The 25,935-nt window shown below is 47.1% G+C and carries 22 protein-coding genes; 4 read left to right on the top strand and 18 right to left on the bottom strand.

Features of this window, described 5'->3' with window-relative positions:
* The first annotated feature begins 192 nt into the window (after positions 1–192).
* Positions 193–2,712, top strand: coding sequence for a radical SAM protein (locus ACZ45G_RS29070; RefSeq protein WP_464174099.1), 2,520 nt, complete (start codon positions 193–195; stop codon positions 2,710–2,712).
* Between the two features lie 20 nt (positions 2,713–2,732).
* On the opposite strand, the gene ACZ45G_RS29065 is transcribed toward ACZ45G_RS29070, so the two are convergent.
* Positions 2,733–4,670, bottom strand: a complete 1,938-nt coding sequence (locus ACZ45G_RS29065) for a bifunctional metallophosphatase/5'-nucleotidase (protein WP_464174098.1) — start codon at positions 4,668–4,670, stop codon at positions 2,733–2,735.
* 90 nt (positions 4,671–4,760) lie between these two features.
* Between ACZ45G_RS29065 and ACZ45G_RS29060 the strand changes: the two genes are divergently transcribed.
* Positions 4,761–5,075: a hypothetical protein gene (locus ACZ45G_RS29060; protein ID WP_464174096.1), complete on the top strand. Its 315-nt coding sequence runs from the start codon at positions 4,761–4,763 to the stop codon at positions 5,073–5,075.
* 73 nt (positions 5,076–5,148) lie between these two features.
* Here the strand turns inward: ACZ45G_RS29060 and ACZ45G_RS29055 are convergent, their stop codons facing one another.
* The 3 genes from ACZ45G_RS29055 to ACZ45G_RS29045 all read right to left on the bottom strand — a co-directional run bounded on the left by ACZ45G_RS29055 (position 5,149) and on the right by ACZ45G_RS29045 (position 9,718).
* A complete protein-coding gene (locus ACZ45G_RS29055; protein ID WP_464174095.1) occupies positions 5,149–6,810 on the bottom strand; it encodes an acyl-CoA synthetase in 1,662 nt (553 codons plus the stop codon).
* Positions 6,811–6,906: 96 nt separating this feature from the next.
* The gene (gene lhgO, locus ACZ45G_RS29050) at positions 6,907–8,109 is read right to left on the bottom strand and encodes an L-2-hydroxyglutarate oxidase (protein ID WP_464174094.1); all 1,203 of its coding nucleotides are present in this window, start codon (positions 8,107–8,109) and stop codon (positions 6,907–6,909) included.
* An 88-nt stretch (positions 8,110–8,197) separates the two neighbouring features.
* The gene (locus ACZ45G_RS29045) at positions 8,198–9,718 is read right to left on the bottom strand and encodes a sigma-54 interaction domain-containing protein (protein WP_464174092.1); all 1,521 of its coding nucleotides are present in this window, start codon (positions 9,716–9,718) and stop codon (positions 8,198–8,200) included.
* 190 nt (positions 9,719–9,908) lie between these two features.
* On the opposite strand from ACZ45G_RS29045, the gene ACZ45G_RS29040 reads away from it, so the two are divergent.
* Both ACZ45G_RS29040 and ACZ45G_RS29035 read left to right on the top strand, forming a co-directional pair.
* Positions 9,909–11,087, top strand: coding sequence for a GAF domain-containing protein (locus ACZ45G_RS29040; RefSeq protein WP_464174091.1), 1,179 nt, complete (start codon positions 9,909–9,911; stop codon positions 11,085–11,087).
* 95 nt (positions 11,088–11,182) lie between these two features.
* The gene (locus ACZ45G_RS29035) at positions 11,183–12,388 is read left to right on the top strand and encodes a GAF domain-containing protein (RefSeq protein ID WP_464174090.1); all 1,206 of its coding nucleotides are present in this window, start codon (positions 11,183–11,185) and stop codon (positions 12,386–12,388) included.
* A gap of 28 nt (positions 12,389–12,416) precedes the next feature.
* On the opposite strand, the gene ACZ45G_RS29030 is transcribed toward ACZ45G_RS29035, so the two are convergent.
* From ACZ45G_RS29030 to ACZ45G_RS28965, 14 genes are all read right to left on the bottom strand, one after another.
* Positions 12,417–13,238: a hypothetical protein gene (locus tag ACZ45G_RS29030; protein WP_464174089.1), complete on the bottom strand. Its 822-nt coding sequence runs from the start codon at positions 13,236–13,238 to the stop codon at positions 12,417–12,419.
* A gap of 11 nt (positions 13,239–13,249) precedes the next feature.
* Positions 13,250–13,981, bottom strand: a complete 732-nt coding sequence (locus ACZ45G_RS29025) for a hypothetical protein (RefSeq protein ID WP_464174088.1) — start codon at positions 13,979–13,981, stop codon at positions 13,250–13,252.
* Positions 13,971–14,807 (bottom strand): ABC transporter ATP-binding protein, encoded by an 837-nt coding sequence (locus ACZ45G_RS29020; RefSeq protein WP_464174087.1) that lies wholly within the window; start codon positions 14,805–14,807, stop codon positions 13,971–13,973. The genes ACZ45G_RS29025 and ACZ45G_RS29020 overlap by 11 nt, the downstream gene beginning before the upstream one ends.
* Complete coding sequence (locus tag ACZ45G_RS29015) at positions 14,798–15,820, bottom strand: FecCD family ABC transporter permease (RefSeq protein WP_464174085.1); 1,023 nt, start codon at positions 15,818–15,820, stop codon at positions 14,798–14,800. The genes ACZ45G_RS29020 and ACZ45G_RS29015 overlap by 10 nt, the downstream gene beginning before the upstream one ends.
* A 33-nt stretch (positions 15,821–15,853) precedes the next feature.
* Positions 15,854–16,909 carry an ABC transporter substrate-binding protein gene (locus ACZ45G_RS29010; RefSeq protein WP_464174084.1) on the bottom strand — a complete coding sequence of 352 codons (1,056 nt, stop codon included), beginning with the start codon at positions 16,907–16,909 and terminating at the stop codon, positions 15,854–15,856.
* 226 nt (positions 16,910–17,135) lie between these two features.
* Positions 17,136–18,011: a 1,4-dihydroxy-2-naphthoate polyprenyltransferase gene (locus ACZ45G_RS29005; protein ID WP_464174083.1), complete on the bottom strand. Its 876-nt coding sequence runs from the start codon at positions 18,009–18,011 to the stop codon at positions 17,136–17,138.
* Positions 18,012–18,271: 260 nt separating this feature from the next.
* Positions 18,272–19,114 carry a phosphate ABC transporter substrate-binding protein gene (locus ACZ45G_RS29000; protein ID WP_464174082.1) on the bottom strand — a complete coding sequence of 281 codons (843 nt, stop codon included), beginning with the start codon at positions 19,112–19,114 and terminating at the stop codon, positions 18,272–18,274.
* Positions 19,115–19,302: 188 nt separating this feature from the next.
* Entirely contained in the window at positions 19,303–19,641 is a 339-nt protein-coding gene (locus ACZ45G_RS28995) for a CPBP family glutamic-type intramembrane protease (RefSeq protein WP_464180049.1), read from the bottom strand.
* 104 nt (positions 19,642–19,745) lie between these two features.
* On the bottom strand, positions 19,746–20,570 hold the full coding sequence (locus tag ACZ45G_RS28990) for a beta-keto acid cleavage family enzyme (RefSeq protein WP_464174081.1): 825 nt from the start codon (positions 20,568–20,570) through the stop codon (positions 19,746–19,748).
* The gene (kal, locus tag ACZ45G_RS28985; protein WP_464174080.1) at positions 20,560–20,964 is read right to left on the bottom strand and encodes a 3-aminobutyryl-CoA ammonia lyase; all 405 of its coding nucleotides are present in this window, start codon (positions 20,962–20,964) and stop codon (positions 20,560–20,562) included. The genes ACZ45G_RS28990 and kal overlap by 11 nt, the downstream gene beginning before the upstream one ends.
* A 31-nt stretch (positions 20,965–20,995) precedes the next feature.
* Complete coding sequence (gene kamE / locus ACZ45G_RS28980; RefSeq protein ID WP_464174078.1) at positions 20,996–21,739, bottom strand: lysine 5,6-aminomutase subunit beta; 744 nt, start codon at positions 21,737–21,739, stop codon at positions 20,996–20,998.
* Positions 21,729–23,294: a lysine 5,6-aminomutase subunit alpha gene (gene kamD, locus ACZ45G_RS28975; protein ID WP_464174077.1), complete on the bottom strand. Its 1,566-nt coding sequence runs from the start codon at positions 23,292–23,294 to the stop codon at positions 21,729–21,731. Before kamD ends, kamE begins: the two co-directional genes overlap by 11 nt.
* 36 nt (positions 23,295–23,330) lie before the next feature.
* Positions 23,331–24,962, bottom strand: coding sequence for a MutS-related protein (locus tag ACZ45G_RS28970; RefSeq protein ID WP_464174076.1), 1,632 nt, complete (start codon positions 24,960–24,962; stop codon positions 23,331–23,333).
* A complete protein-coding gene (locus ACZ45G_RS28965) occupies positions 24,946–25,926 on the bottom strand; it encodes a hypothetical protein (RefSeq protein ID WP_464174074.1) in 981 nt (326 codons plus the stop codon). The genes ACZ45G_RS28970 and ACZ45G_RS28965 overlap by 17 nt, the downstream gene beginning before the upstream one ends.
* Between the last annotated feature and the right edge of the window lie 9 nt (positions 25,927–25,935).

Below are 25,935 nucleotides of genomic sequence, written 5' to 3'. Positions count from 1 at the left end.
TTTTGTTTTCCAGCTATTTTTCTTTTTAACCGTATTTTAAAAAGGAGAATAGAGATTCGCCCATGAATCTGGTGTGAAAAAAATATGAAATAGTGAATATTATGTATTAAAATAGCCTGTTTTGGTTTAGATGCGCAAGCAGACAGGAGATGGGAAACTTTAGGATCCAACCATAAAAAAGGTAAAAAAAGAATGGCAGGCCCGTTAAAAAAGAAGATTCGCAATGAAAAGAATGAAATGGATTCCCTGGCCCCGGCCGCCGGGGAATTTTTTAAGGCCTATGGAACCATAAAATTAATGGGTTCTGATCTGGCCTTGATTTTTAAGGGATCCAGGCCTGAACATCGGTTTGAACGGCTTTTGGAAGCCTGCGGGTATGAACAGAATCCGGGTCTTTTTTTTAAGGCAATTTTTACCAAAATATTCCAGGTGGCTGGCGACCCCCTCCCAAAGCCAATGGTTATCAACAACATTGCCCTGCCCTTGTTGTTTTTGTATTGGTTCCTTGAAACCCTTGATTCTTCAAATCATCTCATCTCCGTTAAAAATATTGACCAGCTTGCAAAAAAGACCGGTGTTTACCCAAAGGATTCCGCCATTGTCCAGCAAGTTATGGATGCCTATCCGGTGCGGCTTTCCGACCACGTGATCCGCCAGTCAAAGGTTTCTGCTGCCGTGGCAATTCAGTATCTTCCCTTTGCCGAAGAACTGGATCCCCGGGGCCATACCATCACCTTTGACGGTCATTTTAAAAAGGGGTTGCTGGAGCAGATGTACCAGAACCGGGTGATTTTTTTGCTTACCATGCGCTGTCCGGTTTATTGCCGGTTCTGTTTCAGGAAGCATAAAGATTTTCGCCGGGAAAAAAGTCCCTGTGTGGCCGATGTTCAAAAAGCGGTGGAGCAGGTGAAAGATCTGCCCCTGGTCAAGGAGATCCTTATCACCGGAGGAGAGCCTCTGCTAAGCCGGAAAAACATGGAGGCTTCCCTGGACGGGTTAATGGAAATTGACCATGTAAGGACCCTGCGTATTGCCACAAGATCCATTGCCTATTATCCCCATCTGTTTTTAAAAAATAATCGGGAATACCTAAGGTATCTTAAATCAAAGCAAGCCGACTGCGTCAAAATAGGAAAGCGCATTGAGATCGGGGTTCATTTTGTCCACCCCGACGAGGTATCCCTTGCAAGTCTTGATATTATTTCCGATCTTGTGAAAGCCGGTATTGTTGTTTATGTCCAGACCCCGTTTTTAAACAAGGTGAACAACAGCGGCCCTGTTCTGGCCAGGCTGTTTACTCTGCTGAGAAATGCGGGAGCTGAAATTTATTATATTTTCACTCCCTGCCATCCCATCCACGGCACCCAAACCTATTGGACCCCCATATCCCAATCCATTGAGGCACATCGTTATTTGCGGGCCCATCTGTCGGACAGGTGTATTCCCAAGCTGTGTACAGCCACCCCCTTGGGGAAAATGGAATGGCATACCAGCGGCTGGGCCGTGAAAGTAGATGAATCAGATCCCGACCATATTTGGATTCGAACTCCCTATACCCGGGAATATTTTTCCAGTGTGACCGGGGAGGACACCCCCCTCCATGACAGTGTGGAAAACGAGGACAAAACTTTGAATGTTAAGTGCCTCATTGACATGGGAGATAAGAATCTTTTTCTGGGCGACCATTTTCTTGCCGGACAGGGGCCATCGGCCATCGGTCGCCGAGCTGTCGACCGCCTGGCTGACCAGGGACTGCTCCAGACGATCAAAGAAGATCTTTTTTCCTGCAAGTTTTCAATCCCTGGTATAATTAATACCCCTTCCCCGGTCATTGCTCGGGTTCATAAAACCCGGGTGGAATTGGACCTGACCTTCGCTAATGGACCGGACATTGCCCCGGGCTTTGCTGCCATGGACTATATCCGGAAAAATTTGGATATCACGGATGTGATTCTCCATGTGCCGGGGGAATCAACCCTTATTTCCCAGCTTGACGGGATCTGCCAGCAAATAGATTCCCTTGGGAGAATGGATCACATCGCCTGCATCCGGATAAGGTGGCAGGCCTTCCAGACCAATCCAAAGGGGTTTACACCTGATATTATTGACCAGATAGCTCGATTGGCAAGGTTCTCCATTGGTAATCCTTTGAAAATTGAAATTGAAACCTGGTGGCTGCTGCCCCGGGATCTTCTTTCGGAACATGGGCGGTTGGCAGGTCAGCTTAGCAGTAAAGGGGTCCAGACCTATGCCAACCTGGCACTGGTCTCCGGGATAAATGATGATCCTGGTGTGATCTGTGAAATGGCCCAGGGTCTTCGGGACGCGGGCATTGACTTTCACCATTGTTATGTGGCAGGCCTTTGTGTCCAGAATCGGTTTAATGGGGCGCATCCCATTGAAACCGACCAGGTACTTGCCATTGCCTCCCATGTCAGAAAGGCTTGTTCAGGGCGGGAAATTCCTTTGTACATGATCCAAACTCCCTTGGGAGAGGTGGATTTTGGACTGACCTCGAAATTGGTCCGGGGGGGGCCGGAAAAAACTAAAAAAAACGAACGCTGGTTTCTCCAATTGGCGCCCTATGATGTTCCTTATTTTACAGCCTTTGCCCCTGATTTTGACCTGGCAAAAACAGGGGCAAGGAAGGTGGATGGCAACTTATTGGTTCCCATGGCAGGACTGGTACGGTCGGGGAATTTTCCTTTGTGAACATGGGTCAAACCTATGGTTTATTTTCCCTTTGATGTAAATTTTTTACGGACAAACAATATGAATGCCAGGACAAGGCACAGGCATAAACCAAGGATACCGACGGCTGTCCAGGTAACCCAGGTACCGTTTCGCACAAGGTTGACAGGGTTTAAGGACGGTTCGGCAATGATCCGGCCAAGGGGTTGAGCATATCGTGAAGGGATTTTTGGTATATCACCATTGGCGGTATTCTCAAAACTTTGTAAATATTCAAAGGGAGTTTTCCATTCCTTGAGCTCCTGAATGCCATCTTTGGTTTTGTCCCCATCAATCACAGCCGATGACAGGGTTTCAAGTGGGACACCGTTTTTATCCTTGGGGATGATTTCCAGAATATTATAGGTATAGCCGCCAATGACTTTTAAAAAGGTGGAATTGTAAATATCTGCTGTCACCCGGATAAGGGTTTTATTTGACCGGGAAAAGTCCAGCCGTTTATATCCGTTTTCTTCATCCCCGGTCCAAATCTCTGTCACCCGGTCAAACATGATTCGCCTGGGGTTGTATGTAAATTTTGCACCGGCTATTTGTAAAAAATAATCCGGGCCTTTTGCAGGATAAATGCTGGTGAGCACCTCAAACCCCTTTTTTAGTTCCAAGGGGGTTATGTACATTGAGATCAATGGGTATCCCAAACTTCCATCCAGGCCTATTCCAAGGGGCAGCGCTCTGAAAAGATCACAGGCCTGGATACTGTTTGTTTGGCCCTTTAAAAGGTTGTCCCTGATCACCCCGTTTGAAATGATGGCAACATCGGCAAAGGGGTTAAAATCTGTTGCCGTTTGTTTTCTGACAAAACGGATTGAGTCGGCTATAAAATTACCCAGGGCAGATTCTTTTGTATCAAGTTTTAGATCAAAATCGGTTTTTGCCACAATTTTCCTGAAGAACAATCCATGGTCCTTTAGAATCTCCTGGTCAACCTGATCCTCATAGGTCTTGATGAGACCGGAAATTTGCGGGTCGCCTGGAATTTGGTCATCAATGGGAATGGCCTGGTAATTTGCCACCTGAACCCTTTGGTTTTCAAGGGTAAGCTGAATATGACCCATCTGTTTACCATACTCCCAGGTCTGAACAATCAGGGTATTATTTACGGTAATGGGGGCTTCCAGCCGTGTGTGGGTATGACCAGAGATAATCACATCAATTCCGTCCACCTGTTGTGCCAGGAGCTCATCTTCTGATTTTGTTTTGTCCGGGTTCAGCCCGCTGTGGGACAAACAAATAATAATGTCCGCCTTGTCCTTGAGAATCGCCACCATTTTTTGGGCCGTTGCCACAGGATCACTGAAGGACACTGGTTTTGAAAATGGGGCTTTTTCTGCGGCATCCAGCCCCATGAGCCCGAATATGCCAAATTTTACCCCGTCCTTTTCAATAATGGTATAGGGCTTGACCCATCCTTTTGCAAAGGCCTGTTCAAGGGAATCATCCTCGGCGCTTTCTTGGCTGAAAACCATATTTGAAAGCAAAATGGCCGGCTGGTTGTCATGTGTTTGGGCCGCATCAAGGATCTGGGCCAGTCCCTTGGGTTTTAAATCAAATTCATGATTTCCAAGGGTAACAGCATCATATCCCATTTTTCCCAGCAGCTCTATTTCAAAGGCCTTTTCACGGGCCAGCATATGGAAAAAAGAGCCCATGAGAAAATCTCCTCCATCCAGGACCAGAACCGGACCATGGCTTTGGGTTTTGATTTTTTTGATCATGGTAGCGATCCGTGCAAACCCGCCAATGGTATCATCATCTTGAACGGTTTCAGGCGTATAATCCTGGTTGGGAGAAAACCCCAAAAAATGGGAATGAAGATCATTGGTGTGAATGATGCTGATCTCTCGTTTGGCAGCATTGGCCGTATTAAAGCAGATAAAGGCACTCATCAGGATCACCAGATATTTTATAAAACCTGTCATGGTCCACTCCCCCCCTTTTTATAAAATCAGGTTATAAAATCAGTTGATAAGATCAATGGGAAATTTCAATTATCAGGCTTTATCAGAGCTATGAAATCGCGTCAAGATCTGCTGGTTTATATTCTGGTGCTTTTGGGATATAATCGCGGCAATCTATTCGCATTATATAATTTTTTTGCAATACTCGATTTTTTAATTTTGACGGCAGCAAAGCGATCGACGGCCATAACCCGGCAATTGTTGGCCTTTGCCCGCCGACAAACCATTGCACCCAAGGTGCTTGACCTGAACGAGGCCATTGGCAATCTGCTCAATATGGTTCGGCGGCTGATCGGTGAAGACATCGATCTCGCCTGGTCGCCTGGAAGGGAGGTACTTGATGAGGAGAAGGGTTCAACTTGCTGAAATATGTCCCCTGGGAAAAGAGGATCGTTTTTCCCAGGGGTCACTATCGCTTCATTGAGGCAAAAAGGGGGTATTATGCCTGTACAAAAATATCCTTATACAGGTCCCGCATATTTCGTTTTAATATTTTACCCGTGGGTGTCTTGGGAAGGGAATCCACGAGGATCACTTTTTTGGGGACCTTGAACCCGGCCAGATGTTCTTTGCACAGGTCCACAATCTCTTGTTCAGTGATGGTTTCACCCTTTCGGGGAACCACAACCGCAGCCACCGCCTCCACCCATTTGGCATGTTTCAGGCCGATGACGGCCACCTCCTCCACCCGTTTGTCCTGGTAAATCGCCTCTTCCACTTCGCTGGTGGCCACATTTTCGCCCCCGGTCTTTATTATGTCCTTTTTCCGGTCCACCACCGAAATATACCGGTCTTCATCGGCAATGCCGATGTCACCGGAATGAAACCAGCCGCCCTTCATGGCCGCTTCGGTTTTTTCCGGCTCCTTGAAATACATGATCATGGCATGGGGCCCTTTGCCGCAAATTTCACCGGGATCCCCACAGGTGGTGACGGGGGTGCCAAAGGCATCTTCCAGCTGGGTTTCCATGTTCAGGCCGGCCATGCCGGCAGACCCCAATTTTCCCACGGCATCTTCTGCCTTGAGGATGGTATGGTAAGGTGCCAGCTCCGTTTGGCCATAATAATTGTATATACCAGCACCGGGAAGGCGTTCCAGGAGTTCTTTTAATACTTCCACCGGCATGATGGAGGCGCCGTAGTAACATTTTTTCAGACAGGAAAGATCATAGGTGTCAAAATCAGGATGCCGCAGCATGCCGATCCAGACGGTGGGGGGTGCAAAAAACATGGAAGCCCTATATTTGTCAATGGTTTTGAGAATCTGCTCAATATCCGGTGCCATGAGGATATTGGTGCCGCCCAGCCAGAACAGGGGATTTAAAAACACATCCCGCTGGGCACAATGATAGATGGGCAATGCATTCACATTGATGTCGTCGGCACTGTACCGGCCGTCAATGATGGCGCCCATATATTGTGCAATCAAGGCCTGATTGCTAATGATGACCCCCTTGGGCAGGGATTCTGTCCCGCTGGTATAGGTCATCTGGCAGGGGTCTTCAACCCGGAGCACCACATCGGGTTCCGTTGATGGAAAGGCCTTATACCAGGTTTCAAAATTTTTGAACCGATCATCGGGCGGCGCCTGGCCAGCCACATCATCGGACCAGATAAGGCTCTTTACGGTTTTCATCTCACCGATAACATCGCTGACCAAATCGTAGAGTGAATCTTCCACGATAAACACACGGCTTTCCGAGTGATCAATACAATAGGTAACATCTTTTCCCTTTAACAGATAGTTGATGGCCAGGTAAACCGCTCCGATTTTGCAGCATCCCAGCCAGGTAAGGACATGGTGAATGGTATTGTGTGCCAGGATGGCCACCCGGTCATACTTTTCAACCCCCAGATCGGTCAGCCCGTTGGCCACCCGGTTGCTCGCCGCCTCAAGTTCGGCATATGTCAGGGATTTATCACCAAAGATCAGGGCTGTCTTGTCCGGATAATGATAGGCGCTGCGACGGATCATGTCTGCAATCACCAATCGATTTACCCGATTGTAGCGTTCCATGAGAAAATCAATATTCTCCTTGTTCAATGTGCCGTACCTTGCTTTGTCCTCTGATGATAAGCTGTTTTCTGGTTGAGCATTCATTCGTTTGTCTCCTTTCCCATTGGATTTATTTTATATATGCGTCCCTCGAGTCGGCAGATTTTTACCCTTATAGTTTTTGATCCAAGGTCTTCACCGTTAAAGATCGAATGTTGTTTTTGCCCTGTCGCACAGGTATTGTCCAATGGGGATGGCGGATGTGGCAGCCGGGGAGGGGGCATTGCACACATGCAGGGACCGTGGGGTTTGGGCAAATAGAAAATCATGGACCAGGCTTCCGTCTTTTTTGACAGCCTGGGCCCGGATTCCGGCAGGATAGGGTGTCAGGTCTGCCCCTGTGAGGCCGGGGCAGTATTTTTGAATCCGTTTTAAATATCCGGGTTTATAAGCGGCGTCTATCCACTCGTTTATACCGGACCCCAGGTGCCGGGCAATTACCTTCCAGAATCCAGGGAAGGCAAGCATCTGACCGGTATCTGCCAGGTCAAAATTAAACCTTCCATATCCTTCCCGCTTGAACCCCATGACCGCATTGGGGCCTACTGTGACGCATCCGTCAATCATGGGGGTTAAATGAACCCCGAGAAAAGGCAGGGCCGGGTCGGGAATGGGATAGATGAGATGGGAAACAATTTTTGACATCCGGTCGGGCAGGCGATAATACTCCCCCCGGAACGGCAGGATCATAAAATCAATATCAATATCCATCATCCGGGCCAGTCTGTCTGCCATGAGTCCGCCGCAGGCAATGAGATAGCGGGCTGTAAGTTTTTCTGAGCCATTGTACAAAGTGACCCTGTCGCAGGTTTCTTCTATCCGTCTTACGGCTTGGCCGATTCGGATTATACCACCGGCTGCCGTGAACAAATCAGCCATTTTGGCGGCAATTTTTGTATAATCGGTAATGCCGGTGGCAGGCACCTGCAAGGCACCCAGGCCAAAAATGTGGGGTTCCATTTGATTTAACTGATTCTGGTCAATGTGCCGGGTTTGGATTTCGTTTCGGGTGCACCTAATTTCAAGGGCGTCCATGTGTTTCATTTCCCGGGGGGTGGTGGCCACCAGCAACTTGCCGCATTGCCTGAAGGCAATACCATGGGTGTTACAAAATGCCATGGTGGCCCTGGCCCCTTTTTTACAAAAATCTGCCTTGAGGCTGCCGGGCTCATAGTAAACGCCGGCATGGATGACCCCTGAGTTATGACCGGTCTGGTGGGCGGCCACCCGATTCTCTTTTTCGATTAAGACCACCCTGGATTTCGGATATCGGGTCTTCATGGCCAGGGCCGTGGACACCCCGACAATGCCGCCGCCGATGATGGCCATATCAAATTGATTCATGCTTCTCCCTCAAAGAATGATGTTTTGTTTCTGATGTGAACTTGTTTTTTAACAGCATAATTAGGTAACGGCATTAAAATTGAGAGGCCTATCGATAATCTTTATAATTAATATGGTATTTGGCAGCCTTGTAGGCATATTTGCGCACGGTTATACCAATGAGCTTGGCGGCTTTGTTGATATTGCCCCGGGTATTTTTCAAAGAATCCATGATGATTTCTTTTTCAAGGCTGTCCACGGCCTCTTCAAGGGAGAGGGGCAAGGTTTTAGTCTTTGTCCCGGTCTGGAGGGTGGCCGGCAGGTGATAGGAATGAATGGCCCCTTCATTGCAGAGGATGACGGCCCTCTCAAGGCAGTTCTCAAGCTCCCGGACATTTCCGGGCCAGTGGTATTCCATCATCATGTCAATGGCCGGGGTGGTGATCCGTTTGATGTCCTTTGAATGCTCTCGTACATACTTTTCCAAAAAATGATCCGCCAGGAGGATGATATCGGTTTTGCGCATGCGAAGACTAGGGATATAAATGGGAAAGACATTGAGTCTGAAATAAAGATCATCCCGAAATTTTCCGTGCTGCACCATGTCTTCCAGGTTGGCGTTGGTGGCTGCCACAATCCTGACATCGGAGCGGATGGGTTTGTATCCCCCCACCCGCTCAAATTCTTTTTCCTGGAGGACCCGCAACAGTTTTACCTGGGCACCCAGAGCCATGTTCCCAATCTCGTCCAGAAAAATGGTCCCTCGGTTGGCAATTTCGAATTTTCCTTTTTTCTGGTGGGAGGCACCGGTAAAGGCCCCTTTTTCATGGCCGAATAATTCACTTTCAATGAGGTTTTCCGGAATGGCCGCACAATTGATTTTGATAAAGGGCTGGTGGTTTCGTTTACTATTATAGTGGATGGCATTTGCCACCAATTCTTTTCCGGTACCGCTTTCCCCCCGGATCAGGACGGTGGCCGAAGAGGAGGATACCTGGGATATCATCTGGAGCACCTCCCTCATCTTGTTGGAATTGCCGATGATATTGGTAAAGCTATATTTATTTTCCAGTTCAGATTTGAGTCGAACATTTTCTGTTTTGAGCTGTTCTTTTTCCACCCTTACGGTTTCAATATTGATCACATGGTGGGCCACCATGGCCGCCACCACCGACAAAAGTTTCTCGCCGGCAACCAGGGCTTTTTTGCCTTCATAGGGCCGGTCGGCACTGATGGCTCCCACCACCCGGGTGTCTTTTTTTATGGGAACACAGATAAAGGAATAATCGTGACCTTCGGCAACCTTGCGGGAGTCTGTTTTATCAAGGAACAGGGGCTCTTTGCTGATTCTGGGAACCACCGCAGGGTTTCCGGATTCAATGACCTGTCCGATAATGCCTTCCCCGGGCAGGTAGCGGATGTGTCGGGTGGTTTCTTCTGAAATGCCGTGGGCCATTTCTATCCGTATTTCTCCTGTTTCCGAATTGGTAAGAAAAATGATTCCCCTGACCAGGTTCAGGGATTCAGCCAATACACTCAAAACTTTTATCAGGGACTTTTTCATGTCCATGTGCTGGTTCAGGGCTTCACTGATTTCATACAAAAGGGAAGTTTCTTCAATGGATTTCATAACGGATTCTTTTGGTACGTCCTTGTTATTAAAATATCTTTGTACTACTCATTTAGTCTCTGTTTTGCTATAAATATAGATGAATATATCCTGTTATCCCATAAAAATCAATTTCATAACAGGAGATAATCGGAATCCTAAGGAAAAAAGGATTCGCCAACTGTAGAAAGAAAACCGGAGAAAGAAAGCCGTGGAAAAAAGACCCGTGGAAACGAGAGATGACGCCAAAACCCTTGAGGTGTTGTTTGAAATATCCGAAGCGGTCACCCATACCCTGAATTTGGATGAATTATACAAGGTTATTCACCGTTCCCTTGGCAAAATTTTCAATGTGGATAATTTTTATATCGCCCTCCACCATGAAGAAAAAGATTCCATCACTTTCCCCTACCATGTGGATGAAAACGATGAAAATCCCAGTGAAATATTTAATTTTAGTAAAACCGCATCCCTGACGGGCAAGGTGATTCAGTCCCAAAAACCCTTGATTTTTTTTGAAGAGGATATCATCGGCTTTGCCAGACAACAGAACCAGGATGTCATTGGCACCATCAGCAAAATTTGGCTGGGGGCTCCTTTGATTATTAAAAATCGAGTGATTGGGGTGATTGCCATTCAAAATTTTCATTCCGCCACTGCCCACGGCCCAAGGGACCTGGATTTGCTCAATACCATTTCCCAGCACATTGGCCTGGCCATTGAAAGAAAAGAATCTGAAAAAAAATTTTTAACCCGGCAGCAGCTGCTTGAAACTATTATAGAATCCTCCTCTGTGGGAATTTGCCTGCTGGAAAATCGGCTCTTTAAATGGGTGAATACCGAAATGGTGCGCCTGTTTGGATATGATTCCAAAGCCGCCTTTACCGGTCAGAATATCCGGATGATCTATGCTTCCAAACAGGCTTACAAGGATGCCGATGCCATTGTTCAGAAGAATTTGAACCTAGATGCCAAGACTGACGCTGATCTTGAGTTGAAACGCAGGGACGGCAGTCTGTTTAAGGCCCATATGATTTTAACCAGTTTCGACCGGGAGAATCTCCTGAAAAGCACCATTGCAACCTTTACCGATATTTCATTGAGGGATGTCACCCAGCAGGAAAAACGAGAAAAAGAGAAACTCCAGGGGGTCCTGGAAATGGCCAGGGCTATTGGTCACGAAATCAACCAGCCTCTCCAGGCCATTATCGGTTATACCGACCTGTTTGACCCCCCCGGGGCCATTACCGCCAAAGAATTGGAACAACTTAAATTCCAGGCCGCTCGCATTGGGGATATTACCAAAAGGCTTTCCAAAATTACCCGGTATAAAACCATTACCCATCCCGGAAACACAAAAATCGTTGATATTTGGGAGTCCAGCAGTTGAAAAAGGAGTTTGATTCAAGCGTTGGGTCTTGATTAAATAGGCCATTAATGAAATAATATTGTGATTTTAGACACACTTCAGTGGGCAGGGTAAAAATGGGCGATACGAAATCAAGCGGAAAATATAAAAGGCGGGATCTGGCAAGGACCATTGATGTCTTGTTTGAAATATCCGATGCTGTCACCCATACCCGGAATTTGCCTGAACTCTACAAAGCGATTCATCAGTCTTTGGATAAAATTCTCAACGTGGATAATTTTTTTATTGCCTTGCTGGATGAAGAACGGGATGTCATCACCTTTCCCTATCATGTGGATGAACGAGATGATATTCCCGAAGAAATTTTAAATTTCAGTAAAGAGTCCACATTCACAAGCAGGATTATCAAACAAAAATCGCCTCTGATTTTTTATGAAAAAGATTTTGTTGAAATGGTTCGAAAAAAGGGAAAAAATCCCCTTGGTACTGCCTTTAAAATTTGGCTGGGCGCTCCTTTGATTATACGAGATCGGGTTCTTGGGGCCATTGTAATTCAAGACTATAACTCTGCAAGCGCTTATCGGGATCAGGATCTGGCCCTGTTAAATTCAATTTCTCAGCACGTGGCCCTGGCCATTGAAAGAAAAGAGGCTGAAAAAAAGATAAAAGAACAGCGCGGGATTATGGAAAAAATTCTGGAATCTTCCCCCGTGGGGATGGCCATGGTTCAGAACCAAACTTTTAAATGGGTGAATTCGGAAATGGTGCGGATGTTTGGGTATGAGACCAAAGAAAAATTTCATAACAAAAGTGTCCACATGATTTATACAGCTGCTGAGGATTATGACTATGCCGGTCAGACGATTTATGACAACGTGATTACCCAGGGAACAGCAGATTATGAAATAGATGTGGTGAAAAATGATGGAACGCTCTTTCCCGCCCATATTCTCCTCAATTGTCCGGATAGCAATGACCCAATGGCCTGGACCATTGCCACGGTTATTGATATGTCCCAGAGAAAGGCGGCGGACAAAGAAACCTATGAACGGGAACGGCTCCAGGGAGTTTTGGAGATGGCTGGTGCCGTCTGCCATGAAATCAACCAGCCCCTTCAGGCGATTTTAGGTTATTCTGAACTGCTGCTCATGGGTTTCCCCCAGGAACCCATGGGCGATCACCTGAGCTCTATTAAATCCCAGGCCACCCGGTTGGGGAAAATAACCAAAAGATTGTCCAACATTACCCGGTACAAGACAGTTGATTATCCAGGCAACACCAAGATTGTGGATATATGGGGGGCTGACAGCGATTCTGTATAGGGAAAGCTGCCCAGGCGTTGTTTTTTGTTCAGGGTCTTTTCCAGGTCATTGCCGTAAATCCGGCCAGGGCAAGGATCATCACCCCGTACACCATAAAAAAGAACCTGTTGAGAAAATTATGGGTCAGGGTCAATACCACCCCTAGCTGGTGGTTCGGCTCAAGGGGGTCCGCCTGTTGGTTGTCCGCCTGTTGGTTGTCCGATGGGTGGATTACAAATTTAATCAGGGTGATCTGAACGGATTTGTACCGCAGGGGCGAAAGCATCATCACCTTTTTTGAGGCAAGGATACGCTTGTTTTTCAGGAGGGTCAGAAGGACAAAATTTTCATGGATATGGATGTTTTTCCGGGTCATCAGCTGTCGCTGTTTTTTTTTCGGCGCTGTTAATATTTGTCGATCATCGGTGAAGACCACATCCGAAACCTGGATTTCATACTGGCCAAAGGCGTGCGCCTGACCTGGAAAAAGATTCACCCGGCTTTGTTTCTCCCCTGCCACCAGGATCAGTCCATGGCAGATCAACACCAGTATAAACAGGCAGTGAAGGATAAAAAACAGCCAGTTTTTCATTCGGCCGGATCGTTTTGCCAGGGACAGTTGCCGGGCCAGGCTGCAGCAAAGGGCATTTATCAACAAAATTCCGGCGGTAAGACACAACAGGAAAAACCAGACCACCAAGATGGGATCTGTGTGCCAGGTGGCGTTGAGCCAGCTGAAAATATTGACCTCGTTCATTCGGGTGAAGGCGGCTTTATGGGAGATATTTAAAAGAACCCCCGCCCCCATGAGAAGGACCAGGACAGTAAGGTTGTAAAAGGTGAGGGTTACAGAACTTAAGCGCTGAATCATGGTGTTTTTCCTTAATGATAAAATATCATCCACAAAATAAAAATACCCGGCAGGGTGCCTGTTATTCCCCGGGCGATTTTGTTTCGGGTGAGACCCGGGGGAAGGTGGCAGACCGCCATGATAAGCAGAAAGAGGATGGAGGCTTTAAAGAACCCCCGGCTCCATTGCCAGGAATCTCCGAACCAGTTCAGACACCAGAGGGAGCCTGCCCATTCACTTACAAGATAAAGACAAGCCCCTGCCAAAAGTGTATTTCGTCCTCCCATTGATAAAGTTTCGGTATCTTGTTTTCCCAGGAGATGGGCAAGGTATTGACTGGCCCCGTGGACAAGAAACGCTGCGGTCAGCAGCCGGAAATTAAAAAAAATATTGACCCAGAGGTTGCCATACATGAAATAATCGTCATTGAGTCCCATGGGTTTGTCCCATTGTATGAACAGAATCATCAGGGTTCCAAGGCTGTTGAACAGGGCAAACCCTGAAAGGGGGCCGGCATTTTTTTGGAATACCAGGGCCAGGATTCCCATGACACCCACCATATAAATACTGGCTTCAAAGGGACCGAACAGGGGTGGCCTTCCCACGGAAAAGCATATGAAGAGAATGCCGGCAAGGCAGGTCCCGATCCGCAGGTGTAAAAACAGGCCATATATCCTATTTTGTTTGATTCCTGCGGTGAATAGTTCCAGTATAGCCAGTCCTGTGATCACCCGGTAAATCAGTGTGGGGAAATCAATGGTCACCTTTGTCCTCCTCATTTCTTGTTTTTGTGGGGTTCATGGGTTCGCTTAAAATACTTTCCGGAAAAAATAGTTTTTTCTGCTTATTGATCTTAACAATCCCCAGAGGGATGTCATACAAAGCAGAGATATTTTTTTTTGTCATGGTTTCATCGGCAGATCCTTGTTCCATAATGGTGTTGTTCTTGACCATGATCAGATCATCGGCAAAAAGAGCGGCCATATTGGGATCATGCAGGGTGGCCACAATACTGATTCCCTTGGAGCGGCAAAGGGATTTTATGGCAGACAGCAAATGGTATTGGTTGTTAAAATCCAGGTGGTTGGTGGGTTCATCCAGGAGCATGAGGTGTCTTGTCTGGGTTATGGCCCTTGCCAGCAGGCATATCTGGCGTTCCCCTCCTGAAATTTGATTAAAATTTTTTAAGGCCAGGGAACCGGCATTCAAAAAATCCAAGGCCTGTCGGGCTGCTTTAAAATCCGAGGGGCCTGGCCGTTGTGACAGGCGTAAAAAAGGAGCTCTTCCCATGACCACCACATCAATCACCTGGTAGGGAAAGATGTCCAGGTGCTCCTGGGGGACCAGGCTGATCTTTTGGGCAATCTGGTTCTGGCCCATATCCGCGATATCCTGGCCATGGACCAGCACCTCGCCGGAATCGGGGGTTAGTATGTTGTTCAGGCAATGGAGAAGGGTGGTTTTTCCCGAACCGTTTCGCCCCAGAATGGCGCAGAACCGTCCGGAATGAACCTTAAAAGAGATATGTTCCAGCACCGGTACCTGACGGTAGGTAAACCGAAGATTCCTGCATTCAAGGACTACAGCCATCCGCTTCCCCTGTTTTTAATCATGAGATATCCAAAGATGGGGGCGCCGGTCAGGGCGGTGATGATGCCCACGGGAATTTCAGCCGTTGAGACGGTTCTGGCAAGGGTATCGGCTGCCAATAAAAAAATGGCGCCCAGCAGGGCTGTCATGGGGATCATTCGTTCATGTTTCGGTCCTGCAATGGCCCGGGCCATGTGGGGAATGATCAGGCCGATCCAGGCGATCTGGCCGCAGGTGGCCACCGATATAGCCACCATGAAAGAACTGGTGACGATGAGCAGCCGTCTGAAAAAAGAGGGGCTCATCCCCAGGGATCTGGCTTGGATATCTCCCAGGGAAAGAATATTCAGCCTGAACCCCAGCAGTATAAAGAGAAGAATTCCCGCCAGGGTAAAGGGTGCCATGACCAGAACATTCTCCCAGGTGACCCGGGACAGGCTGCCCATGACCCAGAAAATGATACTGGGCAATTGCTCATAGGGATCTGAAAAATATTTCAGGATCATGAGCAGGGCGTTGAAAAAAGAGAGGACCACCATGCCGGCCAGCACCAGAATCATCACGGCTTTTATGGCGATCATCCGGGCCAGGGCAATGCTCATGGACACGGCCAAAAGTCCGAAACCAAAGGACATGACATGGACCAGATAAAAAGAATCAAAGGGAAGCACCAGCCCGAGGGCAGCTCCAAAGGTGCAACCGGCAGAGACCCCTAAAATATCCGGGGAGACCAGAGGATTCCGGAACAAGGCTTGGTAAACCGCCCCGGAAATTGCCAGGCCCGATCCCACCAGGATGGCCATGAGGCACCTGGGAACTCGGATCCACCAGAAGACCAACTCTCTGGACAGCAGATCCTTTGCAGTTTCATTGCCGGAAAAAAAATTGATCACCAGGGTGAGAAGGTCGCTTGCCCGGATAAAGACCCGGCCCATGGATACGGATACCAGAAAAAGGATCAACAGCACCAGGGAAAAGATCAAGAGTTTGCCTTTGGGGTTAGTGGATCTCAAAAATATTTTTCACCTGTATGATTCATTTTATTATCATCGTTCCCATTGAATGGTATCATCCAGGCTTCCCCCCATTTCATCCATTGTTTTGCCGAACAGGACCCTGTGAAATTCATTGATTTTGTCCAGAAGGTCAATGTCAAAAAAATAGTCCGGATAGACACGTTTTGCCAGCCAGAGACTTGCCAGCACAGACAAGGGAGAAGGGAAATCCCAGGGGGACAGGGAGGAAGGGCAGCGAAAGACCTGTCGGGTTGAGATGGCGGTCACCCGGGACAAGGCTTTGTTGGAAAGCCGCGCGGCTTCGCTTCTTTTCATGTGCCGGGACAACACCATGAGGTCCGGATTCCAGCGAAACAGCTGCTCCGGAGAAATATCCTGGAAATAGCCGGTCAGCTCCCCGGATACATTTTCAATGCCGGCAGTGGTAAAAATTTCATGCTGGAGCATGTTGCCGGTGGTGGTGCTGAACATCCCCCTGGAAGAGGCAAAATAACCGGTTTTCCGTTTTTCTTGGGGAAGATCTTTGAGCCGTTCCCGGATCAGGTGGAGCAGGTTGTCCATCTGCTGTTCCACGGCCAAAATATTGGTTTCCCCTCCCACGGCCCGGGCAATGAGTTCCAGGGAGAGCTGGATGGTCTGAAAACTTTCCGGCAAAATTACAATGGCGGGAATGTTCAGGATAGCCAGGCGATTCGCCATTTGAAGCCCGTCCTTCTGGGAATAGAGAATCACCAGATCCGGTTCCAGGCTGACCAGGGTTTCAAAATTGATGCCCATGGATTTGTTGCCGATGCCGGTCACTTGATTTATTTTCGGGAAAACCGTTTTGGACAATCGATCCCGTTTAGAAGAGGTATCAACGCCAATCAGCTTTGGTGCAAGTCCCAGGGAAAGCACACACAAGGTGGCGGGTTTAAAGGTGGTGACAATTTTATTGACCACTCCCGGTATCACTACCTGGCGGCCAGCCTGGTCCATTACCATGCGGCTGTTCGGGTGTTCCTTGCCAATTGCATTGGGTCCAAAGACATGGATTAAAAGGGTCAAAAGAAGAACACCCGTCCACACTCTTATCTTTTGCGCCATGATTCCCTCCCTTACCTGTGTTGACAACAGCATATTTCCATTATTAATATGGCAATTCAGTTATGATTTTTGGTGGCTTATGTCAAGGTAAGATAAAAATATATGGTTAAACAAACTAAAAAGAACTAATTCTTACAACAAATTTGAACTTGCTGCTTGGGTTCAACTGGTAAAAATTTCCCCCTTTGAATCGGTGCAACCTTTTTATCGAAACGCCTATTCGGTTCTAACCGGCAAGAAGACCGATTGAAAACAGGAGACTGAACATGAGTGACAGCCTGGCTGTGTCGGCAAGGCAGCGGTTCATCACCTCCCCTTTTTGTTCGGAAATGGTTTTTAACAAAGGAAAGGAGATCTTGAAAACCGCCAGGGGCAGCAGGATAAAACCTGTATAACGGCCGGTTGCAAACATCAGGCAGGGCATTAGAAAAGAGATCAGGATTAGGGCGACATACCCGGTTTTGGTATTGGAATGTCCCAGGATGACGGCAAGGGTCCGTTTGCCGGCGTTGGCATCGGTGTCAATGTCCCTTAAATTGTTCACCACAATGATGGCCGTGATCAGACATCCCACCGGCAGGGAAGCTGCAATGCTTGAAAAGGAGATGCTGTCGGCCATGAGATAATAGGTGCCGCAGACAGCCACAGGGCCGAAAAAAATAAAGACAAAAAGCTCTCCAAGGCCGTTGGATGCGATGGGGTAAGGCCCTCCACTGTAGCAGACCACACAGACCAGGGAGGCAATGACGATGAAAAGAATCACCAGCCCTCCCTCAAAGATGAGAAAGAAGCCTATCAGCAATGCTAAAACCTGGGTCAGTATAAAGGCATTTCTCACCGTTTCCGGTTTGATCAAACCGCTCTGGGTCACCCGGACAGGCCCTTTTCTGTCCGGGGTATCGATATGGTGTTTAAAATCAAAATAATCATTGGCCAGGTTCACTGAAATCTGTATCAGCACAGCGCCTGCCAATGCAGCCGCAAAAATTAAAAATGAAAAGGTGAGGTCAGATGCTGCACAGGCTGCACCCACCAGGACGGGGCAGACCGCTGCCGGAAGGGTTTTGGGGCGGATGGCCAGCCACCAGTACTTTATCTTCATAAATTCAATTTCCCAATCTCAGTAGATTCCAAGGGTTGAGAGTGAAAATAGGACAGGCACTGGCCTTTTGTCAATGATATGGGTGAAAATTATCATTTCAAAAAAAGATGGTTCCATATTGTGTTTGTCCATTTTTTGAGTGATACTAAAAAAGTTTCAGTTGGCAGCTGTTATATTTAAAAAGACCATCATACCTATGAATACTTTACTATTTGATGCTGCCGTGAACAAGGGAATCGATCAGATAAGCCCGGATGAAATTATTGCCATCCAAAAAAAATGGCTGAAGAAAAGAATCCACTCTCCTGGAATATTTTTTTGACCTCTTTGTCCATGAGGGTGAAAATGATGAATGTCTTAACGCTCCCTGTAAATTTATTTTCATCCACATATAGAAAAAGAGGTCTCTTTATGGGATGACTTTTATGCCAAAGTTCCTTGTTTCCAATGCCAACGCCATCCACCCGAAGCGGTTTGATCTCCGAATTTATAAAAGAGTGACTGATATACCCGATGGCATTTTCATCTGCCGCGATGTATGCCAGAACAGAACTGTTGGAAACCAGTGTTTTCCCTGTCACATGAGTTTCAGGGGCAAAGATGCGGTGCCAGACGGCAGCTGTCCCAGAGTCGTTGTTTCGATGAATCGCCTCTATCAATGCATCCTTTCCCCCCAGTTCTGACCAGTTTCGGATCTTCCCCCCATAAATCGCTTTTAATTGATCAAAGGAAATGTTGGATACCTTGTTTCCCGGATTTACAATGGGGACGATAAGATCAACCCCCAGCAGGAAGGATTTAATTTTGATTCCCTTGTTTTTTGCAGAAAGTTGATGATGTGGTAGCAGGTCCGATGAGGACATGACAATATCACACGAGCCGTCAAGAAGAGAATTTATCCCGCCAATGGAACCGGGAGCTGTGATGGTGATCTTTGTGTCGTTTGGTCGCTTATACCGAGCTGCCACTTTTTTCATAAACGGCTCAATGGTGGTTGAACCACTGATGTGGATTGTTTTTTCATCTTTCTCAGCGCAAGAGGAAAACAAAAAAAACAAAGACGCCACCAGACATATGCTTAAAAAACCGATTGTTTTATTCATAATACCTCCTGATAAAATTCAATTGCTATTTAAAGATAAACAATTTTTGTTAGGAATCCATTAGGATCGGGCAGAAAAAGGCTTGGCTTCACACCCGATCTGTCTGGTTTTAACAGATATCCAATCTTCGGCAGATGGGCAAAAAGGCAAGCTATTTCATTCAAGTTATAAGATTTGCGGCCCTAGGTTCAAATCACGTCAAGAAATATTGCCAGAGCCCCGAGCAGGGAGTGGGAGATTGCAATCCCCCAGATATTGGGCCATTTTGTGAATATAATTCCCCAGGTCAATCCGCTTATCAATGCAATAAGGAGCAGTGGCGGGTGTCTGTATATGAGATGAAGAAAGCAAAAAGAAAGGGTCGATATCAATAGAATCCATTTGTTGTCGAGTATTTGCGCCCGTTTCATTTCTGCAAAGAGAATTCCCCTAAAAAAGACTTCCTGGACAGGACTTGGCTTAATAGTAAATACTTCTTGAATAAACCTATCCTTTATGTAAAGGCATCCGTAGCAGAAATTGGTCACTTGTTCATATTTCAAACTCGGGTGTTTACAATTTTATAGCAGCGGATGGTTTTTTTGATCTTGCGCCTTAATGATATTTTCTTTTTTCTTGGCCGATCGTATGATCAAGCCCTTTTTATGGAAAGAATCTTTCTGGCCGTTTCAACATCTGCCACCGGTCGATCCAACTCCCGGGCAATTCGCACCACCCGTTCAACCAATTGTGCGCTGGAGGCTGTCATCTCTCCTTTCCGGTAATAGATATTGTCTTCAATACCCACACGGACATGGCCGTCCATGGCAATGGCATGGGTGGTCATGGGCAGTTGAGCTCGTCCCATGGCGGCGACAGACCAGCTTTGATCCTTTTCAAGAAGATCGGTTAAAAGAATCAGGTTTTTAATGGTGGCAGCCATGCCGCCGGGAACACCGAGAACAAAGCCCAGATGAAATTTCTCCCCGATTTTTCCAAGCTTTATAAAACGGGCCACCGTATCCATCATCCCGTAATCAAATACTTCCAGTTCGGGCATAATCCCGTGTTTGACAATCTCGGCGCAGATTTTGCTGATGGTGTGCAGACTGTTCTCATAAATTTCTGAACCAAAATTCATGGTTCCCATGGACAGGGTTGCCATTTCCGGTTTCAGACAAAGGGGTGCGAAGCGATCTTCAAGGTTAGTTCCCACGGCACCCCCGGTTGAATATTGGACAATACAATCACACCGATTATAAATTTTTTCGGTGACCGTCTGGAAAAGATCCACCCGCTGGGAGGGCCTGCCCTCTTCATCCCGCACATGGAGATGGATGATGCTGGCCCCGGCGTTGACCGCCTCCTTGGCAGCATCTGCGATCTCATCGGGTGTCAGGGGAAGCCAAGGATAGGTGCTTTTGTCCAGTTCCGCTCCCACAATGGCGGCAGAGATAACAAGCGGGTTATCGGTCATGGCTGAACCTCTGACACGCTTTGGGTGTAACACAGGTGCCGATAGCCTTGCATACCAGCACGGGTTCTTTAAGGCATTGTGCCGCGCTTTGGCCATTTTCAGGGCAGGAAGAGATCACCTTCCAGGCCTCAAACGCCATCTGTCTGGAGCTGTTTCCTGTCTTGATAATACGGCCCCGGGCTTCAATATAATCCCCCACACGCACCGGAGCGAAAAACTCCACGGAACTGTATGCACGGAAAAGGCCTTCATCTCCGTCATATTGAATCAGAAGTTCCGTTGCCACATCTCCAAAAAGGTTCATCATTTTCGCCCCGTCCACAAGCTCCCCTGCATAATGGGCATCATGGGCACTCATACGTAATCGTATTAAAGATTCTGCCGGATATTTCATTTTTATCTCCTGAAAAGTTATGTTCATAAAATTATATTCTGCCCCTGGCCTTCACCATGGCTGTGGCAATAAAAGAGGCCACATGGGAGGGCCTTGTGCCGGGACCAAACCCGGCGTCATAGCCAAGTTCCACGGCCAGATCATTGGTAATTCTCGGCCCGCCCGCAATCAGGATAAACCGGTCTCTTACCTTTTCTGCTTCAAGCAATTCAATCATCTCGGTGAAATTTGTAATATGGGTTTCTTTTTGTGTCACGGTTTGTGATACAAGAATGACATCCGCTTTTTCGGCAACGGCTTTTTTAAAAAGTTCCTCACAGGGAACCTGGGCCCCCATATTAAAGGCGTTTAGCTGCGGATACCGCTCCAGGCCATAGTCCTGGTCGTAGCCTTTCATATTCATGATGGCATCAATTCCCACAGAATGCGCATCACTGCCGATGGAGGCGCCAACAACCCTCACAGCTCTGTTGAGTTTTGATTTTATCAGTTCATTGATCTGATAAAAATCCAAGCGTTCAACACTGGCTTCGCTGGCGTGCACCGTAGAAAAATCAAGTTCAGGAATTGCTTTCCCGTACACAACAAAATAGGTGAAATTTTCTGCGATCTCCCTTGCATGGGAGACTAAAATATTTGTAAAATTCAGTTTGGCCACATACATCTGTGCGGCTTTTTTTGCCCGGGGCCCGTTGGGAACCGGCAGGGTAAATGCCAATTGAACCATACCGTCATTAAGCGTATCCCCATAGGGCTTGATTATATCATCCGTCATTGATCACTCCTTGTTGTTCAATTAGTTCTAAAATCGGGTTTGAATAGGATGGGCCCTTTTTAAAAACACCGTCCAGGCCCTTGCCGCCGTCCTCGGCACGTTTAATATCGGCAAACTGGCCCTGGGCAATGGCGCTGGTAAGCCCTTTATCTCGAATATCCAAAAGAAATTTTTCCACCTGATCCATCACCAGGCTTGCCCGTTTTGAAATGATACCGTCTTTTTTGAATTCAATCTCATCACCAAAATTTTTTGCTGAATTAAACACATAGTTTATCGAAGAGATGGCCTGAAAACGATCCTGCATCAAAGGGGTATGGATGGCCTCGGTTAAAATTCCTGCCAGATGAATTCCCTGGCCGGTTGCAACAGACGCCAGATTGAACATGGTATCCATGGCATGGGAAAAGAAAATATCCGTACTTTTATATTTTGTGGGGGGCATGTATTTAAGAGGGGCATCGGGAAAGAGCTGACGTGCAAGCTGTGCATGGGCGATCTCATACAGAAAACCGTTTTCAATGGAAGGGTTTATCTCAAATGCATGTCCTATCCCGAGAAGATCGTTTGTCAAAAGAGAATTTTTCCCCATGGCTTCATTGATAAGCTGGGAAGCGGTTACGGTAAAGGCGTTCTCAACGGCATCAGCGGTGGTAAGGTAATTGTCCTCGCCGGTATTGATGATAATGTTGGCCCGTGAGCAGATCAATCGTGAAAAATGCTGGTCAACAAAGGTTCGTTTCATGTTTATATCACGGAAAAGAATGCCGTACATGGAATCATTGAGCAGCATATCCAGATTTTCCTGGGCGGCACAGGCCGCTATTTCAGCCATGCACAGCCCGGAAGCGTAGTTGACCAGACGAATATAACGGCCTGTATCCTCACCTGTTTGGTCCAAAGAGTTGCGCATGATCCTGAAGTTTTCCCGGGTGGCAAATGTCCCGCCAAACCCTTCGGTGGTGGGGCCATGGGGAATATAGTCCAGCAGCGACTGGGCCGTGCTTCTGATCACAGCGATGATATCCGCTCCAGATTTAGCGGCCGCCTGGGCCTGCAGCCGATCCTCATAGATATTGCCGGTGGCGACAATCATATACTTCCAGGGCTGTTCCCCCAAAGGGTATTTTTTTTGTTTTGCCCGTTTGGCCACACGTGTGCCGTCTAAAACCGCCATGGCTGTCTGGACCAGTTCTTTTTCCTTTGCCTTCACCTGCCCATGGGAGAACCGGTTGATAGTTCCAAAATCGATTTTCCCCTGTTCAATCAGGTCAGCCGTGGTTTGCACATCCCTGCCGGATTCAAGCATTGCCGCGGCAAATTGAATGGAAGCCCCTGATTTGAGCAGATCTTTTTCCTTAAGAATATCCACCAATATGTTGGGCAAAGGCGTCCCATCCTCATCAACGCCGTCAACCCCGTAAAGCCGTAAAACAGCCCTTTCAACGGAAACCGTAGAGTAGTTATCTATCATCGTCTGGACCTGGTCGGCGATCTCTTTTGCAAGGCCTTTAAGCCGCTTGATCTGATCGCTGTCTAACTGAATGTGAGCCATATGAATACCCTTTTTGCTAAGTTATTTGAATCGTTCTTAATTTTTTTTCGGTTTTTCCCGGAGATGCAATTGTTTATTTTCAAAACCATCACCTGTGAATTCATCAATTTTTTGCCTGATCTTCTCCTTAATTCCATGGGGAAGGTCAAAGAGCAAAGCGATGTGAAGGGGGGTCAGGTCCTGACTGACGGCTGATTCTCCCACATCCCCACAAATTTGTTCAACCCTGTAAGGCATTATCTTTTGAAGATGATCCAGGTCTATCTTCTGCTTTGCCAGGCAGGCAAGATTGGGATCTTGCATTCTTAACAGGCCGATCCCCGGAATATCCAGCACCTGGGGATAATGGGTGGAGCAGAAAAAAAACATATCGCTATGGGCAAATTCCTGAATAAAAATACGCGATAACCGGGCGCCGTTTACCGGGTCCGTTGACAAGAACAGCTCATCACACAGCAAATACCCCTTTTTCGACCGGCTGCTGGTCAGAAAACAAATTTCCTCACCAAAGCTGGATATATCTGAATGAAGGTCACCCGAGGACTTGAGCAATATGGACAGATCTTCGGGGTAGTCAATCTCAAGGGCCTGGGCGGGAATTGGAAGCCCTGCCCGCACCAAGGTGAGAAGAAAATAAACGGTCTTCAATACCGTGGTCTTGCCGCTCATATTCGCCCCGTAAAGAACATTGGCCCCTTGATCCAGGGTGATGTCCAAGGGGATACACTTTTCTTTTTTCCGTTGTTTGAGCCCAAACACATACCCTTTTTTAATGGTGCATCTATTGGCCGTAAAACTTGGAAGGGCAAACCCCCAGCTATTTTTCACAAAAAGAATTGCATAACGCCATGTGCGCTTTTTGCGCAGATCATAATATTTTTTAAACCCTTGGTAAAATGGCAGCAAGCGAAGATTCAGCTCTCCCAATTTTTTTTCCATCAGGCAGGACAATTGGGCCACAAGCTGGTCTTGTTTTTTCACAAGGTCCCGTATGGTTTGTCCCGGCTGATAGTCAATATGAAAGATATCATCTTGATTGACAACCGATAAAAGCTCAGTTTTTCGTATCTTTTCTGCCCTCCCAGGGGAGATGTGAACCTCCTTGGGATAGGGGTAGATCATTTTAAGCCCGGTGGCCTTAAAAATTTTGTCTTCATATTCCAGCAGCTTTTTTTTCAAACCCGCATTTACTTCATCCATTGCCTGTTGTATAGGGGCTTGGTCATCACCGGCCAGAAACGAGGAGAAATTGTCTCGTGTATATTCGGATAAAAGGGTATACATCTCATTTAAATACCCGTCCAACCCGGAAGCCAGGGCAAATTTTTTCTCCTGATGTACCAGCCTTTTGTTTACCATTAAAAAACGCCCCAGTTCAAATAGGTGGTATTGCTCCAGTGTCCCCGATTGAAAAAACGGCATCAGCTCGTCCAGATTGGGCAGTTCACCGCTTTCTTCTGTAAGCACTTTAATCTGTTGGCCGGTAAAAAAGCTTGCCACCTCAGAAAGGGCAGTAAAATGGGCAATGCCGCTTTGTTTGTCCATGGGCCTTAGTATTTTGGATGGAATCAGCGGGATATTCAGGTCAAAAAGATCAAGAAAAAGCCTGAAATCAAGTTCCCTGTTCAGGGCATTGGTAACAAAATCTTGCTCAAATTCCAATTTCATGGGGGTCCCCTCTAAAAAGATTGACTGCCGGTAAATCTTGGGCAAGCAGCTGGCCGCTGTAATCCATCTCCTGCTTTACAAAAATCTTGCCCACCTTGACAGGGGCGAGCACTTGGATCAAAGGCCTGAAAGTGATTGCTTTGCCGGGCAGAACACAGGCGCCCTGATAATAGGTAAAATTATCAAGCACCAGTGTCAGATTCCCCAAGGGCGCTAAAAAACCATAAAGGGATTTTGTCAGCGCGCCGTTAAGGTAAAGCGTGGTTTTCACCCCGGTCCTTTCCATACAATGGAGGCAAAGATTTTTATCGCAAAAAGGGGCCTGCTCCCCGTGGTAAATTATCCGATCGGCCTCGTCCAAAAGCAGTGTTTTGGTTTTATCACGCTTTTCATTGCCAATCACCTGGGCAATTTCATGATTGCATCCGGCAAGGGTGATGGCATCAAGGAAGGCGGTTGTTTTTTTTAGGGGCCGGCTTTTTGAAAAAAGGACAGAAACGTACACCCGGTCACTGATGATTGGATTGGCAATAAACTGCCGGTCAATGGATCCGTCGATCAACAGATAGCTTTCCCCGGAAAGAATGGAAGCCACACGACACTTTAATCGAATGAGCTCAGGGCCGGTGTTGGGACCTTCAAGAAGGGTTTCAAAAGCAACCCGGCAACGCCCCAGAATATAGGTCTGTGTAAAATCAGGGATCTTGAACACCTCGATCATCTCATACTTGCCGGTATGACCTTTTAAATGGGTGTCTAAGGTTATAAAAAAGCTTTTCTTGCGTATGAGAATCCGCGGCTTAACACTTCCCTCATACTGATCTATATTTTCACCGTTTATACCGATGGAGGTGATGCACACGGCGCTGTTCTTCATCTGTTTGCAGATTTTACCGTAGATGAAGTTAAATGCCGTTGTTTTGCCCGAATTTTTATCTGATCCAATGAAACAATATGTTTCCATAATTTAATA

This window comes from Desulfoconvexum algidum, assembly GCF_055382125.1.
Note: the sequence above shows the minus strand (reverse complement) of the source record. Positions and strands in the feature narration are given on the sequence as shown.